Here is a 15,416-nt window from a genome sequence, read left to right as displayed (position 1 = left end):
CGGATATGGACAACAACGAACAGGGTATTGTTCTCACCGACGAACAGAAAAAGAAGCGCCGCTCCCGGTCGATCGCGATCGCGGTTGTGCTGGCTGCTCTTGTCTTGCTGTTCTACTTGGTGACGATTGTTAAGCTGGGGCCTGACATCATGAACCGTCCGTTGTAACGAGAGGTAAGATGACCGAAGTCAACGATCAGAACAACCTGTCCCGCAGCAACCGTAAGGTCGCGTTTGCTTGCCTGGGTATGTTCAGTTTTATGATCGCTGCTGCCTACGCAGCCGTCCCGCTTTATGATCTTTTCTGCCGGGTCACCGGCTTCGGCGGCACGACACAGGTTGCGGAACAGGAAAGCGAAATGGTGATCGATCGCGTGATCACTGTTCGATTTGACGGCAACGTCAATCACGCGCTTCCCTGGGACTTCAAACCTGCTCAACGCTCTGTCACGTTGAAAATGGGTGAAACCGCGCAGTTGCCGTACATTGCGGCAAATGTCAGCGATGGGCGGACCGTTGGCACGTCCACGTTCAACGTCACACCGACGTCGGCGGGCGTTTACTTCAACAAACTGGACTGTTTCTGCTTCACCGAGCAGGCGCTGGAACCCGGCGAGTCAGTCGAAATGCCGGTCGTCTTTTTTGTCGACCCGGAGATGGACAAGGATCCCATGCTTGAGCATGTGAAGGAAATCACTTTGTCCTACACCTTCTTCCCGGTAGAACAACCGGAACAACCTGTTGCGGCGCGGGCAGATTCGCCTGCGGCTGAAACGAACTTGTAAGAAACTGGCGCTTTGCGCCCGTACAGAATGTGTTTGGGGAGCTTGCCGATGGCTGGTGCACATACCAAGAACCACGATTACCACCTGGTCGAACCCAGTCCGTGGCCGTTTATGGCGTCCGTTGGCGCTTTCATTCTCGCACTCGGCTCGATTGCCTGGATGCGCTACGCCTCCGGCAACTCTTTCGAACTCTTTGGCCTGGAGTTGTCCGCTGCAAAGTGGATGCTGTTCGCAGTTGGCCTGCTGATTGTTCTTTACGTGATGTTCGCCTGGTGGCGTGACACCATCAAGGAAGCGCATGAAGGCCATCATACGCGTGTTGTGTCGCTGCACTTGCGTTACGGCATGCTGCTGTTCATTGCGTCTGAAGTGATGTTCTTTGTTGCCTGGTTCTGGGCCTACTTCGATGCGGCCCTGTTTGCTGGCGAGGCAATCAACTTTGCGCGCGCTGAAGCAACGGGCGGTGTTTGGCCACCGGAAGGCATCGAAACCTTTGATCCGTGGCACTTGCCGCTGCTCAACACGCTGATCCTGCTTGCGTCCGGCACCACCGTTACCTGGGCACACCATGCGCTTCTGCACGATGACCGCGAAGGTCTGAAGTGGGGTCTGACGCTGACCGTTCTGCTCGGTGTTCTCTTCACCATCTGCCAGATCTACGAGTACACCCACGCAGCCTTTGGCTTCAGCGGCAACATCTACGGCGCAACGTTCTACATGGCGACGGGCTTCCATGGCTTCCATGTCGTCGTCGGAACGATCTTCCTCGCGGTTTGCCTGTTCCGTGCCCTTGCTGGCCACTTCACCAAAGAGCAGCACTTCGGTTTTGAAGCAGCAGCCTGGTACTGGCACTTCGTTGACGTTGTCTGGCTGTTCCTGTTTGTGGCGATCTACATCTGGGGCGAATAAGCCGGAAGACGTTCTCAACGAACACTGGAAAAACAAGCGCCCGGCGGATCATCCGACCGGGCGTTTTTCAAATCCGGCCCTCGGAGCCAAAAGATGGAAGACAAGGCACATTTCCCACCGGTAAACCCGGTGACAGCCGGACTATCAGGCGCATGCCCGCGTTGCGGCCAGGGAAAATTGTTCGACGGGTTCTTGAGCGTGAAGGGGTCGTGCTCCACCTGCGGGCTCGATTACAGTTTTGCCGACAGCGGGGACGGACCAGCCGTCTTTGTCATCATGATTGTCGGGTTCATCGTCGTCGGCCTGGTGCTCTTTGTTGAATTGTCATTTCAGCCTCCCATTTGGCTCCATCTGATCCTTTGGCTGCCGCTGACCGTAGTGCTTGCGGGTGGCATTTTGCGCCCCCTGAAAGGCTTGATGATTGCCGTGCAATACCGGCATAAGGCAGAAGAAGGCCGTCTGGACACCGATGGCGATCAAATCGACCAGTTGTAAGAAAGAAACTTGCCAATGGGCCGCGCCCGTAAACTCATCATTCCTGCCGTTGCTGCTTTGATTGGATTGGCGATCCTGTTGAATCTTGGTTTTTGGCAAGTTCGGCGGTTGGCTGAAAAAGAAACACTGATAGAACAAGTTGAGACTGGTTTGAAATCGGCCCCGGTGGCCGCGCCCGGCATAGCCGATTGGGAGGGGCTCGGTGATGAGGACGATTACCGCCGGGTCTCGGTAACGGGCCGTTTCCTGGACCAAACCGTTTTCTACTACATTTCGCTCACCGATCCGGTCGGCACATACGGCGGGCCGGGCGAACTCGTCTATAGTCCGTTCGAAACGGCAGAGGGATGGACGGTCTTGATCAACCGGGGTTTTTTGCCCGACGGCGTTCCGGACGATATCAAGCGTGAAGCCCTCAATCCGCCACCGGGAGACCTGACGCTGGTTGGACTATTGCGACTGAGTGAGACGCCTGTCTGGACCACGCCGGCGCCGGACCTGAATGCAAAACTCTGGTTTGCCCGCGATACAGATGCCATGGCGGAGGCAATGAACGTCGGCGGAAACCTTGCGCCCTACAGCATCGACCTGGAAGCCGGGCATACGCCGGAGGGTGGTCTACCGCAGGCCGGTGAAACCCTGGTGCGTTTTAAGAACGATCATTTGGGTTATGCGCTGACCTGGTTTGGTCTTGCAGCAACCCTCGTTGGGGTTTTCTTGGCTTACGCGGCCGCCGTATTGTGGCCGCGTAAGCAGGAGCATTCAGCAAACCTGAATTAAAGCGCTTCCAGGATCGCTGCGGCGCCAGTCTTGGTCGCATCGCCCGGGCTGTCTTCGACGGCGATGAAGCTCACTTCGCCGTCTTTTGCAATCAAAGCAAACCGCTGGGACCGCAGGTGGCCAAAGATCGGTGCCGGGCCAAGGCCGAGACCGGCTGCTTCGACAAACTCTGCCCCGGTGTCAGCTAGAAAAGTGATCGCATTGGCATTGGAGGCTTTCTGCCACGCGTCCATGACAAATACGTCGTTGACGGAAACGACTGCGATCGCGTCGACACCTTTGGATTTCAGTGTATCGGCATGCTCGACAAAGCCGGGCAGGTGGTTCATGTGGCACGTCGGCGTGAAGGCGCCTGGAACACCAAACAGGACAACTGTTTTGCCGGACGTCAGGTCTGCTGTTGAAATTTCACCAGGACCATCGGAAGTCATGGTTTTGAATGTTGCATCCGGCAGCTTGTCGCCCACCTTGAGTGTCATGTCTAAATCCCCTTGTTTAAAAACCGCTGCCATTTATTCCGCAGCCCGCTGGAGAGATAGGGCTTCCAGAGCAGACCGTCGAGGGAGAGCCGAGAAATCTTTGCGAAAGAAGTTAGTTCAACCAATCCGGTTGGATCGGTGCGAGGTGTTCCAGCGCGTTTTCGCCGTCGGATAGAACCAGGCGCAGGCTCGTATCGGAAGCGGTTGTTTTCAGGCCCTTTGTCGACAAGTGCCAAACGGGATTACCTGTTTCACCTTCGGCCAGTTTCGGTAGAGCGATGTAAGAGCCTTCAGGCCCCGCCGCAAACAGATCCGGAGTGCCCACTGATCCGGTTTCAGCTTCAATTCTCAAACGCTTTCCATCGCTTTCAACAAGCGTGACAGAGACAATATTCAGTCCGCCAGTTGGGGCAATGCCGGGGACGGCCTGTAAATCGCGTTTGATCAGTTTAGCTGAGAGGCTGTCCGGGCGGGCATCCGGGTCAAGTTGAAGGGACAAAGTGGCTTCGCCCGGCACGCAAATGTCCTTGCAAACGCCAAAAAACAGCTCCAGCGAAATCTGCGCAGGCTTGGAGGCATCTTCCGGCAAGATCTTTAGCGGCAGGATAATGCCGTCGTGGTAGACGATAGAGTCTGAGAACCCATCGCTGTATCGCTCCGGAACCGGGTAGAGAACTTCTTTGTCCTGAATGTTGGACGTGTCCGTCCAGGTTATTTGCGGCGGTATGCCAGCTTCGCCCGGATAGCGCCAATAGGTGTGCCAGCCTGGTTCCAGTTGAAACTCCAGTCCCGCCCAGTAAGTGCCGTTTTCAGGTGGTCCTGCCGTGATCAGCCGAACGGCACCACCTTTGACGGTGACCCATTCGCTGGCCGCAGCAAGAGCTGCGGTTGGGAGTGTGATTGCCAGAAAAAAGAGGAGTGCCAATGCTGATTTCATGGACCAACAGCTACACCAAAGCAGAAGGCGCGTCAGCATCGCACAACGCTCGAATGGTCATATCCTCGTGACGCGATTGTGAGCATGCTACTCAATCAGTCATTAACATGCAGTGCTATTGGGGCTATGCTGAGAAATAAAGGCGGTGGGCGTTGAACAGTAACGAGGTGCGTATGTCCGAAATCGGAGCAGCAGACACCCTGGAGGGTCAATTCCTGATCGCCATGCCCAGCATGGCGGACAGCCGCTTCGAGCATTCGGTCATTTATGTGTGCTCTCACTCCGAACAAGGCGCAATGGGCCTGATCGTCAATCAGGTGGCAAAACATCTGTCTCTTGAAGAGTTGCTGATCCAACTGGACATCGTGAATGACGATGATGCGATCCGCTTGCCACCTCAGGTGCGGGGCATGAGCGTTCATAAGGGCGGACCGGTTGAGGTTGAGCGTGGCTTCGTCCTGCATAGCGATGATTTCCAGCTCAATCAATCGACCCTTGCGATCGACAACGGGATCTGTCTGACAGCGACGCTGGAGATTTTGAGAGCCTTGGCCGAAGGCACAGGGCCGCGGCAAGCCATGCTGGCGCTCGGTTATGCTGGCTGGGCCCCCGGTCAGTTGGAGAATGAAATCCAGTCAAATGGGTGGCTGACTGCCCCGGCGGATCGGGACATCCTGTTTGATGCGAATTCGGAACAAAAATGGCACCGGGCCCTCGGCAGTCTCGGGATTGATCCAGCCATGTTGTTTTCAGACGCCGGACACGCCTAAGGCGTCGCCGGTCAGCAGGATTGCCGGAAATCGGACACTTTTTTACCGACCTGTGGCTTGCGTCCGATTAGGATGGCGCGTAAGTCGCTAGACTGGCTTGCTTTGTTCCAAAGCTGACAAAATTCGGGTAGGGTTGAGGCTTGCGGCCAGGCAATGGGCGAAACTGCCTCCGACCCGGCTGGAAACACTAGAGGAAGTGACGCGGTGAAATACAGCAGTACGCGCGGTGATGCACCTGTATTGGAGTTTTCGGACGTTTTGCTCCAGGGCCTTGCCCGCGATGGCGGCCTTTATCTTCCAGAAACATGGCCGCAGTTCGATGCTGAGACCATCGCCTCATTCGCTGGAAAGTCCTATGAGGACGTCGCGTTTGCGGTGATCAGCCCGTTTGTCGACGGGGCTATTCCGGATGTGGACCTGAAGTCCATGATCGCGGAGTCCTATTCTGGTTTCCGGCACCCGGCGGTCACGCCACTGGTTCAAACTGGTTCCAACACATTTATCCTTGAGCTTTTCCATGGTCCGACCCTGGCGTTCAAGGATGTCGCTATGCAGCTGCTTGGCCGGATGATGGATTATGTGCTGACGCAGCGGGGCTTGCGCGCAACCATCGTCGGGGCAACCTCGGGTGACACCGGCGGGGCTGCCATCGAAGCCTTCCGCGGCCGGGACCGGACGGACATTTTCGTCCTCTTCCCGGACGGCCGGGTTTCAAACGTTCAACGCCGCCAGATGACAACGCCGACAGAAGCGAACGTTCACGCCTTGGCCCTGACCGGCAACTTTGATGATTGCCAGGCGATCGTGAAAGGCATGTTCAACCATTTCAATTTCCGCGACCGAGTGGCCCTGTCCGGGGTCAATTCGATCAACTGGGCGCGGATTTTGGCTCAGATCGTCTACTACTTCGTGGCTGGTGCCGCACTGGGCGCACCGCATCGTAAAGTGTCCTTCACCGTTCCGACCGGCAACTTCGGGGACATCTTCGCCGGCTATGCCGCCATGAAAATGGGCCTGCCGGTCGACAAGCTGGTGGTGGCGACCAACGTCAACGACATCCTGGCCCGCACGCTTGAAACCGGCCGGTATGAGAAAAAGGGTGTTCACCCAACGATTTCTCCGTCAATGGACATCCAGGTCTCGTCCAACTTTGAGCGTCTGCTCTCAGAGGTGAACGGCCGCGACGGCGATGCCGTCCGCCGGATGATGAACCAGCTGAACCAATCCGGCAGCTTTACCATCGAAGACGGACCACTTGCCGAAATGCGTCAGCATTTCGCTGCCGGCCGCTGTGATGAAGCTGAAACCTCGGCAACAATTGCTGAACTCTGGAAAGAGGCGGGTTATCTGCTTGATCCGCACACGGCAATCGGTGTGCATGTTGCCAAAGCGCACTCGAGCGGTGAAACGCCGATGGTTGTCCTGGGCACCGCCCATCCGGCCAAGTTCCCGGATGCGGTCGAAGCGGCAAGCGGTGTCCGTCCGGATCTGCCGGAAAACCTGAAAGACATGATGTTTGCCGAGGAGCGCCAGCAGGTTCTGGCGGCCGAGCAGGGCGCGGTTGAACAATACATCGAGAAACACGCCCGTGCCGTGGGGGCAGGGGTGTAACTGAATGAAAGTAGAAACGACAGTTCTCGAAAATGGTCTGACCGTTGTCACCGATCAGATGCCGCACCTGAAAACCGCAGCGCTCGGTGTCTGGGTTCGCACCGGATCAAGAGCGGAAAACGCGGATCAAAACGGCATCACGCATCTTCTTGAACACATGGCGTTCAAGGGGACGAAAAGCCGGTCCGCCCGCGGGATTGCGGAAGAAATCGAGGCTGTTGGCGGCGAACTGAACGCCTCTACGAGCATTGAGCACACCAACTATTATGCGCGGATCCTGGCCGAAGACCTTCCGCTTGCCGTGGATATCCTGGCGGACATTCTCCAGAACTCGACCTTTGAGGCCGAAGAGCTTGTACGTGAGCAACACGTCATCCTGCAGGAGATCGGTGCATCCAACGATGCTCCGGAGGACCAGGCGTTTGATCTGTTCCAATCCACGGCTTGGCCTGAACAGGCAATTGGCCGTCCGATCCTGGGTACACCGGAAACCGTGCAAGGGTTCGGTCGCGACAGTCTCAATGCGTATCTGGCAAGCCGGTACCGGGCCCCGGACATGGTTCTGTCGGCTGCAGGCGCGGTGGACCATGACGAGCTGGTCGCATTGGCCCGTGAAAAGTTTGGTGCCATCAACAGCGAGCCGGCCGCGCCGGATGCCGATGCCCGATACTCAGGTGGTGAAAAACTGCTCAACAAGGACCTGATGGAAGCGCAGGTCCTGATCGGCTTTGAGGGCCGCCCCTACAAGGCCAAGGATTACTACGCCATCCAGATCCTGGCGTCCGTGCTGGGCGGGGGCATGTCGTCTCGCCTGTTCCAGGAAATTCGTGAAAAGCATGGCCTGTGCTACGCGATTTACAGCTTCCACTGGGCGTTTTCCGACACGGGGCTCTTCGGTATTCATGCCGCGACAAGCCACGAGGACCTCGGAGCTCTGATGCCGATGATTGCGGATGAGCTGGTGTCGGCTGCCCACACGATCACCGATGACGAAGTCGCCCGGTCCAGGGCGCAGATCCGAGCAGGACTGATGATGGCTCTTGAGAGCCCGGCGGCACGGGCCGGTCAGATCGCAAGACAGATCCTGGTGCACGGCCGGGTTCTTGGTCCGGATGAGATCTCCGCCAAGATCGAGGCGGTGACGGCGGCAGATATTCGCGAGGCAGCCTACAATACCTTTGTCGGCACAGCACCTACACTAACGGCAATCGGCCCGATCAACGGCATCATGACTGCCGATGAGCTGGCGGCGCGGCTTCAGCAAGCGCCGGTCCGGCAGGCTGCATCAATGTAAAGAGGCGAGGACCGGCATGTCTCTGCTTCGCCCAGGTCCGCCTCCCGACGCCGAGCTTCTCATCGAAGCCGGTGCGCATTATCTGCGCCCCCCGATCATGAGCGACTTCAAGGCCTGGTGCTTGCTTCGCAGCGATAGCCGGGCCTTTTTGACGCCATGGGAGCCGCTGTGGCCCTCTGATGATCTGTCCAAGTCCGGCTTTCGCCGCCGCCTGCGCCGCTATGCGCGGGATCGCAAGGAAGGGCGGAGCCTGACCTTCCTCCTTTTCAACGCACGAACCGATGTTTTGCTTGGCGGACTGACGCTCAGCAACATCCGGCGCGGGGTCAGCCAGTCGGCAACACTTGGCTACTGGATGGGGGAGCGTCACGCGGGCAAAGGGCACATGTCGGCGGCCGTCGCCATGTTCTTGCCGTTTTGTTTCGACGTTCTGAACCTTCATCGCATTGAGGCTGCCTGCATTCCAACCAACACACCGTCCATCCGGCTTTTGGAAAAGGCGGGGTTCAACCGGGAAGGATATGCGCGTAACTATCTGTTAATAAACGGAACTTGGCAGGATCATCTTTTGCTCTCCTGTTTGGCGGAAGACCACGCGGCGCGTCCGGATGCGGTGTCGCCGGTCGTCGAAGGAATTTTGAAAGACTTCTTGTGACATGTGCTCCAAACCGGTAGTTCTTCGCCCCATGTCGATTTCTGTGCCGGCCCATATTTTCAATCTGATCCGAAGCGCCATTTTCGTGGCCGCCGCAATGATGTTTATCTTTGCGCCGCAGGCCGCGCGTGCGCTCGAGCCAATTTCTGTGCCTTTGGATATTGAGGCGCTGGACATCACCAATGCGATTGATATGCACAGGGACGCTGGAACCCGTTTGCAGGTGTCAACCGCGCCGGGCGCGGACGGAATTGTTCGGCGGATCGAAGTGCCATCGCGCAGTGGGGAAAACACCAACTGGGCTGTCTTCGCGCTCGCCAACACCAGCGATGAGCAGGTCGACCGCCTGATCGTTGCGCCGAACTACAAATTTGTGGGCTCCGACCTATTCTGGCCCGATCTCGGGTCCTCCCGGATTGCCAGCATTACCCCGAGCCAGGGGATCGCGCCCTCCCGCCAAAAGAGCCTGGAAGCCGATGTTTTCCTGGTCACTTTGGACCCCGGTTCTGTCGTCACGTTCGTGGCTGAACTCACAACACCTAACCTGCCGGAAATCCGGATATGGGAACCGGATGTCTATAAGGAAACGGTCAACGCCTATTCGTTGTATCGCGGCATCATTCTTGGCATTTCGGGCCTGCTCGCCCTCTTCCTGACGATTTTGTTCGTGGTCAAGGGCACGGTCATGTTCCCGGCGACGGCGGCTTTGGCCTGGTCGGTTCTCGCTTATCTCTGCATTGATTTCGGCTTCTGGGGCATGGTCTTCAAATTGGAAGGCGGCAGCAGCCAGCTGGCCCGGGCCTCGGCGGAAGTCATGCTGGCCGCCAGCTTGATCATCTTCCTCTATGCCTATTTGAACCTGAACCGCTGGAACATCCACTATTCCCATCTGGCATTGACGACCCTGATCCTACTATTGGGGCTGCTTGGTGTTGCGGTTTGGGATCCGTCGATTGCAGCCGGAATTGCCCGTTTGTCTCTGGCTATCATCGGCATCCTAGGTTTCGTCACAATCGCCGTGCTGGCGTATCAGCACTACGACCGCGCGATCCTGTTGATCCCGACGTGGTGTCTGCTGATTGCCTGGCTGGTCGGCGCGGCGATGACTGTGACGGGCCGGCTGTCGAACGACATTGTCCAGCCGGCGCTGGGTGGTGGACTGGTGTTGATCGTTCTGCTGATCGGGTTCACGGTAATGCAGCATGCCTTTGCCGGTGGCGCAATCGCTCAAGGGCTCATCTCTGATGTCGAGCGCAAGGCGCTTGCCTTGACCGGTGCTGGAGACATCATCTGGGATTGGGACATCGACCGCGACAAGATCCACACGGGCAACGAAGTCGAAGACCTTTTGAACCTCAAACGCGGCACCCTGGAGGGACCTGCGCGGGACTGGCTGGAGATCCTCCACCCGCAAGACAGAGACAGGTTTAGGGCGACGCTCGATGCGGTGATTGATCAGCGCCGCGGCAAGATCCAGCAGACCTTCCGTTTGCGTTCTGAGGACGGTCATTTCCGGTGGTTCCGCCTGCGCGCCCGGCCGATCGTGGGCGCCGACGGGGAAGTTATCCGCTGTGTCGGCACGATGCTCGATGTCACCGAAGAGCGTACCGCCGAAGAACGCCTGTTGCATGATGCTGTCCACGACAATCTGACCGGCCTTCCGAACCGCGAATTGTTCGTTGACCGCCTGCACACAAGCGTGGTCCGGGCTCAGGCGGAAGAGACGACCAAGCCGACGGTGCTTGTTATCAATCTGGACCGCTTCAAGCAGGTTAATGACAGCATTGGCCTTTCCGCCGGCGACAGCATTTTGTTGACCGTCGCACGGCGTCTAGGCCGCCTCATCGGCCAGCAGGACACGTTGGGGCGCTTGTCCAGCGACCAGTACGGTCTGGTGCTCTTGTCAGAGAATGAGCCGGACCGTATCGTTGCCTTAGCCGATGCGCTGCGCAAGGCTGTGCGCGCGCCCATCACATTTAGCGACCGCGAAATCTTCCTGACCTGCTCTGTTGGCATTTCCTTCTTTGAAGGCGGCAAGCAGGCGGTTGAGGACATGCTGACCAACGCCGAAATCGCTTTGAACCACGCCAAACGCCTCGGTGGTGACCGCCAGGAAGTTTACCGGCCGATCCTGCGCCCCCTCGGCAAGAACATTGTCGACCTGGAAGCAGACCTGCGCGAAGCCATTAAAAAAGAGACGCTTGGTGTCTTCTTCCAACCGATCATACGGCTGGAAGATCAGGCGATTGCCGGATTTGAGGTGCTGGCGCGCTGGAACCATCCGAAGCGTGGCAAGATTTCACCAGCCGAGTTTATTCCGATTGCTGAGCAATCGGGTCTGATCAACGACCTTGGCATGTACATGCTCGACAAGGGCGCCAGTCAGCTGGCGTTCTGGCAGCGTGAGTTCCCGATGCCTCGGCCTTTGTTTGCGTCTGTGAACCTGTCTTCCCGGCAGCTTTTGAAACAAGATCTGATCAATGATGTGAAAGCGATCTTGTCCAGGAATTCACTGGAGGTCGGGACGCTGAAGCTGGAGCTGACGGAATCCCTCGTCATGTCCAACCCGGAGTATTCGGCAAAGGTTCTGGAGCGGTTGCGGAGCCTGGGGGCTGGCCTGTCGCTGGACGATTTTGGCACCGGTCATTCATCGTTGTCCTATCTGCAGCGGTTCCCGTTCGACACGATCAAGATTGATCAGGCCTTCGTCAAACCCGATGGGTCTGCCGCGCGTCCGGTGCTGTTGCGCACGATCGTCGCCATGGGTCACGACCTCGGAATGTCTGTGGTCGCCGAGGGCGCGGAGAGCGAAAACGACGCGCTGGAGCTGTTCCAGCTTGGCTGCCAATACGCACAAGGGTTCTATTTCGGCGAAGCCGTATCAGCTGCGGAGGCGACCAAGATGCTGCGGAAAATGCCGGTGGCAGAAGCCGCTTCGGCGTAAACAGCCTCAGCCGTCAGGGAACAAGAATCGGAACCGAATTTGCCGCGGCCTGGATGTGCAGTGGGGTGACCGCGAACGGATCACCATCCATTTGCGCGGCGACCGGTTCCGGACTGGAAATAACCGCTTCCTGAAAGGCTTGAACAGTCGCGCCCTTGGCTTTGGAGATCCGGCCCAGCATCAACGCGATGCTGTATCGGATCGAGGACCAGGGGTCGTCGCGCTCCAATATCAGCATATGCAAACCAGGATCTGTCGCTCCGCCTGGGCAGATGACAAACGGGCCGCCATAATGCTGGGCATTGCTGGCAACGGCAAAGCGCCCGTCAACCGGCGCAGCGCCATCCAGGGAGATCGTCAATGGTGTCGCTTTGCGTGTCAGACCGATCCGGATCGCGGTGATCACATAGGCAAATTTCTTCAAGCGCCGCTTCAGGTCCAGCGGGACCGCGTGGACGACTTCGGCGTCAAATCCGGCCGATGCCATCAGAACAAACGGACGATCATTGGCGAGACCATAGTGCAGCGGTTTGGTGCGCTTGTTCAGGATCATCCGGGCAATCTCTTTAGCGCCTTTCGGCAGACCAAGCTCGAGTGCCAGAACGTTCGCGGTTCCAAATGGGATGATTGCCAGGTTGGGGACGCGTTTTTTGTGCTGCAGCCCCGTGAGGGCTTCGTTGACCGATCCGTCACCGCCGGCAATGATCAACGTCTCCGCAGCCAATCCGGGTGCGGCACACACCTCGCCGATCTCACCGGCATGGGTTGTCAAACGCAGATCAACCCGGCAGCCGGCAGCTTCGAGATGGCCTTTGACATCCTGCAATTTTTGGCTGTTGTAGCCGCCCGATGTCGGGTTGGCCATGATAAGCACGAGGCCAGCCGTCTCCGGGGCCTCAACTCCGGATAAAACCGGAGCGGTCTGCAGCGAATCGATCACCCGAAATCCTTGCTCGTTGGCAGCGACGCTGTGTGCTTATACCAAAGACAACTGATTATATTCCATCTGACCGGATTTGGATGGTTTTCGGACAGGCGCATGTCGCCGTGCGATACGGTGTATCGGTCAAGACATGGAACGCAGCCGAAAGCCATCCAGGTCCGGCCTCCGGTGGTCTCTTCTCGTCCTCCGGACGTCGTTGCATCGCTTGCCCGGTCATCCAGACCGCGCAGCGCGACGCGCCTTGCCGGAAAACGAGAAGAGACCATCAGATGGGTTATAATCGGTTGCCTTTGGTATTAAACGTTTTTCTTAAACGGTTCCATACCGCCGCGCGCCAATTCGTCTGCGCGCTCGTTGTCCGGGTGGCCCGCATGGCCTTTGACCCAGTGCCAGGTGACATCATGGCGGTCGCGGGCTGCGTCCAAAGCCTGCCACAAATCCGCATTCTTGACGGGCTTGTTCGCGGCCGTCTTCCAGTTCTTCCGCTTCCAGCCGTACATCCACTCGCTGATACCGCTGCGCACATATGTGCTGTCGGTATAAAGATCGACGGCACAGGGGCGCTTCAGGGCGTTCAGCGCTTCGATCGCCGCTGTCAGTTCCATGCGGTTGTTGGTGGTCTCGGCCTCGCCACCCTTCAGTTCACGCTCATGTTCGCCGAAGCGCATGATGACACCCCAGCCGCCTGGGCCGGGATTTCCAGAACAGGCACCATCCGTGTAAATCGTCACGCGATTTTCCTGGCTCATCCTTCAAGCCCGTATGCGTTGGCGCTGTCTACGGTTTGGTGGAACCGCAGTTTTTTCAGGTATTCCATCGGGTCCTTCGGGGTGACAAGCGCGCCTTCAGGAACACTCAGCCAATCATAAAGACGTGTCAGCAGGAATCGCAGCGCAGCTCCACGGCAAAGCACGGGCAATACGTCAAACTCGGTAGCCGTCAGCGGACGCACGGATGTGTATCCTTTGAGCATGGCTTTGGCCTTGGTGACATTGAATGCCAGATCCTGCTCAAAACACCAGGCGTTGAGGCAGATGGCGATGTCGTAGGCGAGGGCGTCATTGCACGCGAAATAAAAGTCGATAAGGCCGGACAGGCGGTCGTTCAGGAAGAACACATTGTCCGTGAAGAGATCGGCATGGATAACGCCGGCTGGGAGATCCCTCGGCCAGTTCTTCTCAAGGAATTCCAGCTCGGTGGTGATCTCTGCGCCCAGTCCCGGATGAACGGTGTCGCAGCGGTCTTGGCTCTGTTCAAACAGCGGTCGCCAACCGTTCAGGTCCAGTGCGTTCTTGCGGGTCAGTTCATAATCGGCCCCAGCCAAGTGCATGGCGGCCATGGCCTTGCCGAGTTCCTCGCAATGTTCCGGGCGCGGCCGCTTGACCGACATACCTTGAAGAAACGTGACGAGGGCTGCGGGCCGTCCAGCAAGCGTGCCAAGAAGCTCTCCGTCTCGCGAAGCGACCGGAGTGGGGCAGGAGAGGCCCTTTCCGGCCAAGTGTTCCTTGAGCTTCAAAAAGAAAGGCAGGTCGTCAGGGTTCACCCGCTTTTCATAGAGGGTGAGGATGAAATAGGCCGTGTCGGTCTGAACGAGATAGTTGCTGTTCTCAACGCCTTCAGCGATGCCCTTGTAGGACAGAAGCTGCCCGACATCATACTGTGCGATGAAGGCGTTCAGCTCTTCATCGCTGACTTCCGTATAAACGGCCATTCTTGTTATCCGGTGGCTTTTTCTGTTTGGACGGGCATGTCCCGCAGTTCGCGCGGCAGGTTGAAGGCGATGGTCTCTTCGGCCGTCCGCACGATCTCGACACTGACGTCGAAACGCGCGTCAAACGCGCTAATGATCTCTTCAACCAGTGTTTCAGGCGCAGAGGCTCCGGCTGTCAGGCCAAGGCTGGTAACGCCCTCAAAGTCTGCCCAGTTGATCTCATCAGCCCGTTGCAGGAGAACCGCAACCCGGCAGCCTTCCCGCTCGGCGACTTCCCGCAGCCGTTGCGAGTTCGATGAATTGGGCGCGCCTACCACAATCATGGCCTCAACGCCCGGGGCCACATGTTTCACCGCTTCCTGGCGGTTGGTGGTGGCGTAGCAGATGTCTTCCTTGTGCGGGGCGACGATGTCCGGAAACCGGTCCTGAAGGACGGAGACGATCCCTGCGGTATCATCAACGGACAACGTGGTCTGCGTGATGTAGGCGAGGGGACGGTCGCTGCTTTTGCGTTCGAACCGCCGTGCGTCGTCTTCGGTCTCGATCAGGGTGACAGTGCCTTCCGGGAGCTGTCCCATCGTGCCGATCACTTCCGGGTGTCCCGCGTGGCCAATCAGGAGAATGTCGCGCTCGCGCCGGAAATGGATCTCGGCTTCCTTGTGCACCTTGGAAACCAGCGGACAGGTCGCGTCCAGGTAAAACATGTTGCGTTGCTGGGCATCGGCCGGCACAGATTTCGGCACGCCATGTGCGGAAAAAATCACGGGGCGCTCGGCGTGTTCCGCCGGGATCTCATCCAGCTCTTCAACAAAGATCGCGCCTTTGGCTTTCAGTCCGTCTACAACATATTTGTTGTGCACGATCTCATGGCGGACATAAACGGGCTGGCCGTATTTCTGAAGGGTCAGTTCGACAATCTGAATTGCCCGGTCAACACCTGCGCAAAACCCGCGCGGGGCGCACAGTTTGATCTCCAGAGATGGTTTGTTTGTCGCGATCTGTGTCATGGTGCTCATTTAAAAGCCTGCTTTGGCGCAATAAGGGCTTGTGACGCTGTTCTGTCAACCCGGTTGGCATGCTTTCTGATATAGGTGCAGGGCCAAC

The 15,416-nt window shown here is 57.8% G+C and carries 16 protein-coding genes; 10 read left to right on the top strand and 6 right to left on the bottom strand.

Annotation, left to right across the window (positions count from 1 at the left end; translation table 11 throughout):
• Window positions 1–5 precede the first annotated feature (5 nt).
• The 5 genes from ACQY4Z_RS07630 (at window position 6) to ACQY4Z_RS07610 (ending at window position 2,968) form a co-directional block, all read left to right on the top strand.
• Window positions 6–167: a hypothetical protein gene (locus tag ACQY4Z_RS07630; RefSeq protein WP_166672681.1), complete on the top strand. Its 162-nt coding sequence runs from the start codon at window positions 6–8 to the stop codon at window positions 165–167.
• A gap of 11 nt (window positions 168–178) precedes the next feature.
• Complete coding sequence (locus ACQY4Z_RS07625) at window positions 179–784, top strand: cytochrome c oxidase assembly protein (RefSeq protein ID WP_133948353.1); 606 nt, start codon at window positions 179–181, stop codon at window positions 782–784.
• Window positions 785–832: 48 nt separating this feature from the next.
• Window positions 833–1,693 (top strand): cytochrome c oxidase subunit 3, encoded by an 861-nt coding sequence (locus tag ACQY4Z_RS07620; RefSeq protein WP_209172681.1) that lies wholly within the window; start codon window positions 833–835, stop codon window positions 1,691–1,693.
• A gap of 93 nt (window positions 1,694–1,786) precedes the next feature.
• Window positions 1,787–2,188, top strand: coding sequence for a DUF983 domain-containing protein (locus ACQY4Z_RS07615; protein ID WP_428528086.1), 402 nt, complete (start codon window positions 1,787–1,789; stop codon window positions 2,186–2,188).
• 15 nt (window positions 2,189–2,203) lie between these two features.
• Window positions 2,204–2,968, top strand: coding sequence for an SURF1 family protein (locus ACQY4Z_RS07610; protein ID WP_428528084.1), 765 nt, complete (start codon window positions 2,204–2,206; stop codon window positions 2,966–2,968).
• On the opposite strand, the gene ACQY4Z_RS07605 is transcribed toward ACQY4Z_RS07610, so the two are convergent.
• Window positions 2,965–3,447, bottom strand: coding sequence for a peroxiredoxin (locus ACQY4Z_RS07605; RefSeq protein ID WP_209172686.1), 483 nt, complete (start codon window positions 3,445–3,447; stop codon window positions 2,965–2,967). The genes ACQY4Z_RS07610 and ACQY4Z_RS07605 overlap by 4 nt on opposite strands.
• Window positions 3,448–3,559: 112 nt before the next feature.
• On the bottom strand, window positions 3,560–4,372 hold the full coding sequence (locus tag ACQY4Z_RS07600) for a protein-disulfide reductase DsbD domain-containing protein (RefSeq protein ID WP_428528082.1): 813 nt from the start codon (window positions 4,370–4,372) through the stop codon (window positions 3,560–3,562).
• A 185-nt stretch (window positions 4,373–4,557) separates the two neighbouring features.
• Between ACQY4Z_RS07600 and ACQY4Z_RS07595 the strand changes: the two genes are divergently transcribed.
• The 5 genes from ACQY4Z_RS07595 to ACQY4Z_RS07575 all read left to right on the top strand — a co-directional run bounded on the left by ACQY4Z_RS07595 (window position 4,558) and on the right by ACQY4Z_RS07575 (window position 11,658).
• Window positions 4,558–5,154, top strand: a complete 597-nt coding sequence (locus tag ACQY4Z_RS07595) for a YqgE/AlgH family protein (RefSeq protein ID WP_209172690.1) — start codon at window positions 4,558–4,560, stop codon at window positions 5,152–5,154.
• Between the two features lie 204 nt (window positions 5,155–5,358).
• Complete coding sequence (thrC, locus tag ACQY4Z_RS07590) at window positions 5,359–6,765, top strand: threonine synthase (RefSeq protein WP_428528078.1); 1,407 nt, start codon at window positions 5,359–5,361, stop codon at window positions 6,763–6,765.
• A 4-nt stretch (window positions 6,766–6,769) separates the two neighbouring features.
• Entirely contained in the window at window positions 6,770–8,059 is a 1,290-nt protein-coding gene (locus tag ACQY4Z_RS07585; RefSeq protein WP_428528076.1) for a M16 family metallopeptidase, read from the top strand.
• 16 nt (window positions 8,060–8,075) lie between these two features.
• A complete protein-coding gene (locus ACQY4Z_RS07580; protein ID WP_428528074.1) occupies window positions 8,076–8,714 on the top strand; it encodes a GNAT family N-acetyltransferase in 639 nt (212 codons plus the stop codon).
• A gap of 31 nt (window positions 8,715–8,745) precedes the next feature.
• Window positions 8,746–11,658, top strand: coding sequence for an EAL domain-containing protein (locus ACQY4Z_RS07575; protein ID WP_428528072.1), 2,913 nt, complete (start codon window positions 8,746–8,748; stop codon window positions 11,656–11,658).
• A gap of 13 nt (window positions 11,659–11,671) precedes the next feature.
• On the opposite strand, the gene ACQY4Z_RS07570 is transcribed toward ACQY4Z_RS07575, so the two are convergent.
• The 4 genes from ACQY4Z_RS07570 to ispH form a co-directional block, all read right to left on the bottom strand.
• Complete coding sequence (locus ACQY4Z_RS07570; RefSeq protein WP_428528070.1) at window positions 11,672–12,598, bottom strand: diacylglycerol/lipid kinase family protein; 927 nt, start codon at window positions 12,596–12,598, stop codon at window positions 11,672–11,674.
• 299 nt (window positions 12,599–12,897) lie between these two features.
• On the bottom strand, window positions 12,898–13,350 hold the full coding sequence (gene rnhA / locus ACQY4Z_RS07565) for a ribonuclease HI (protein WP_209172709.1): 453 nt from the start codon (window positions 13,348–13,350) through the stop codon (window positions 12,898–12,900).
• On the bottom strand, window positions 13,347–14,312 hold the full coding sequence (gene thrB, locus ACQY4Z_RS07560) for a homoserine kinase (protein ID WP_428528068.1): 966 nt from the start codon (window positions 14,310–14,312) through the stop codon (window positions 13,347–13,349). The genes rnhA and thrB overlap by 4 nt, the downstream gene beginning before the upstream one ends.
• A 5-nt stretch (window positions 14,313–14,317) precedes the next feature.
• On the bottom strand, window positions 14,318–15,319 hold the full coding sequence (gene ispH, locus ACQY4Z_RS07555) for a 4-hydroxy-3-methylbut-2-enyl diphosphate reductase (protein WP_428529482.1): 1,002 nt from the start codon (window positions 15,317–15,319) through the stop codon (window positions 14,318–14,320).
• Window positions 15,320–15,416 lie beyond the last annotated feature (97 nt).

Origin of the sequence: Roseibium sp., assembly GCF_965276855.1 — a bacterium.
Lineage (GTDB): Bacteria > Pseudomonadota > Alphaproteobacteria > Rhizobiales > Stappiaceae > Roseibium.
The sequence above is the reverse complement of the archived record's forward strand: the minus strand, read 5'-3'. Positions and strand labels throughout refer to the sequence as shown.

Bases quoted from the DNA above. Each gene is read 5' to 3' on its own strand.
- ACQY4Z_RS07630 (WP_166672681.1), top strand. From the start codon at position 6: ATGGACAACAACGAACAGGGTATTGTTCTCACCGACGAACAGAAAAAG.
- ACQY4Z_RS07625 (WP_133948353.1), top strand. From the start codon at position 179: ATGACCGAAGTCAACGATCAGAACAACCTGTCCCGCAGCAACCGTAAG.
- ACQY4Z_RS07620 (WP_209172681.1), top strand. From the start codon at position 833: ATGGCTGGTGCACATACCAAGAACCACGATTACCACCTGGTCGAACCC.
- ACQY4Z_RS07615 (WP_428528086.1), top strand. From the start codon at position 1,787: ATGGAAGACAAGGCACATTTCCCACCGGTAAACCCGGTGACAGCCGGA.
- ACQY4Z_RS07610 (WP_428528084.1), top strand. From the start codon at position 2,204: ATGGGCCGCGCCCGTAAACTCATCATTCCTGCCGTTGCTGCTTTGATT.
- ACQY4Z_RS07605 (WP_209172686.1), bottom strand. From the start codon at position 3,447: ATGACACTCAAGGTGGGCGACAAGCTGCCGGATGCAACATTCAAAACC.
- ACQY4Z_RS07595 (WP_209172690.1), top strand. From the start codon at position 4,558: ATGTCCGAAATCGGAGCAGCAGACACCCTGGAGGGTCAATTCCTGATC.
- ACQY4Z_RS07585 (WP_428528076.1), top strand. From the start codon at position 6,770: ATGAAAGTAGAAACGACAGTTCTCGAAAATGGTCTGACCGTTGTCACC.
- ACQY4Z_RS07580 (WP_428528074.1), top strand. From the start codon at position 8,076: ATGTCTCTGCTTCGCCCAGGTCCGCCTCCCGACGCCGAGCTTCTCATC.
- ACQY4Z_RS07575 (WP_428528072.1), top strand. From the start codon at position 8,746: ATGTCGATTTCTGTGCCGGCCCATATTTTCAATCTGATCCGAAGCGCC.
- rnhA (WP_209172709.1), bottom strand. From the start codon at position 13,350: ATGAGCCAGGAAAATCGCGTGACGATTTACACGGATGGTGCCTGTTCT.
- thrB (WP_428528068.1), bottom strand. From the start codon at position 14,312: ATGGCCGTTTATACGGAAGTCAGCGATGAAGAGCTGAACGCCTTCATC.
- ispH (WP_428529482.1), bottom strand. From the start codon at position 15,319: ATGACACAGATCGCGACAAACAAACCATCTCTGGAGATCAAACTGTGC.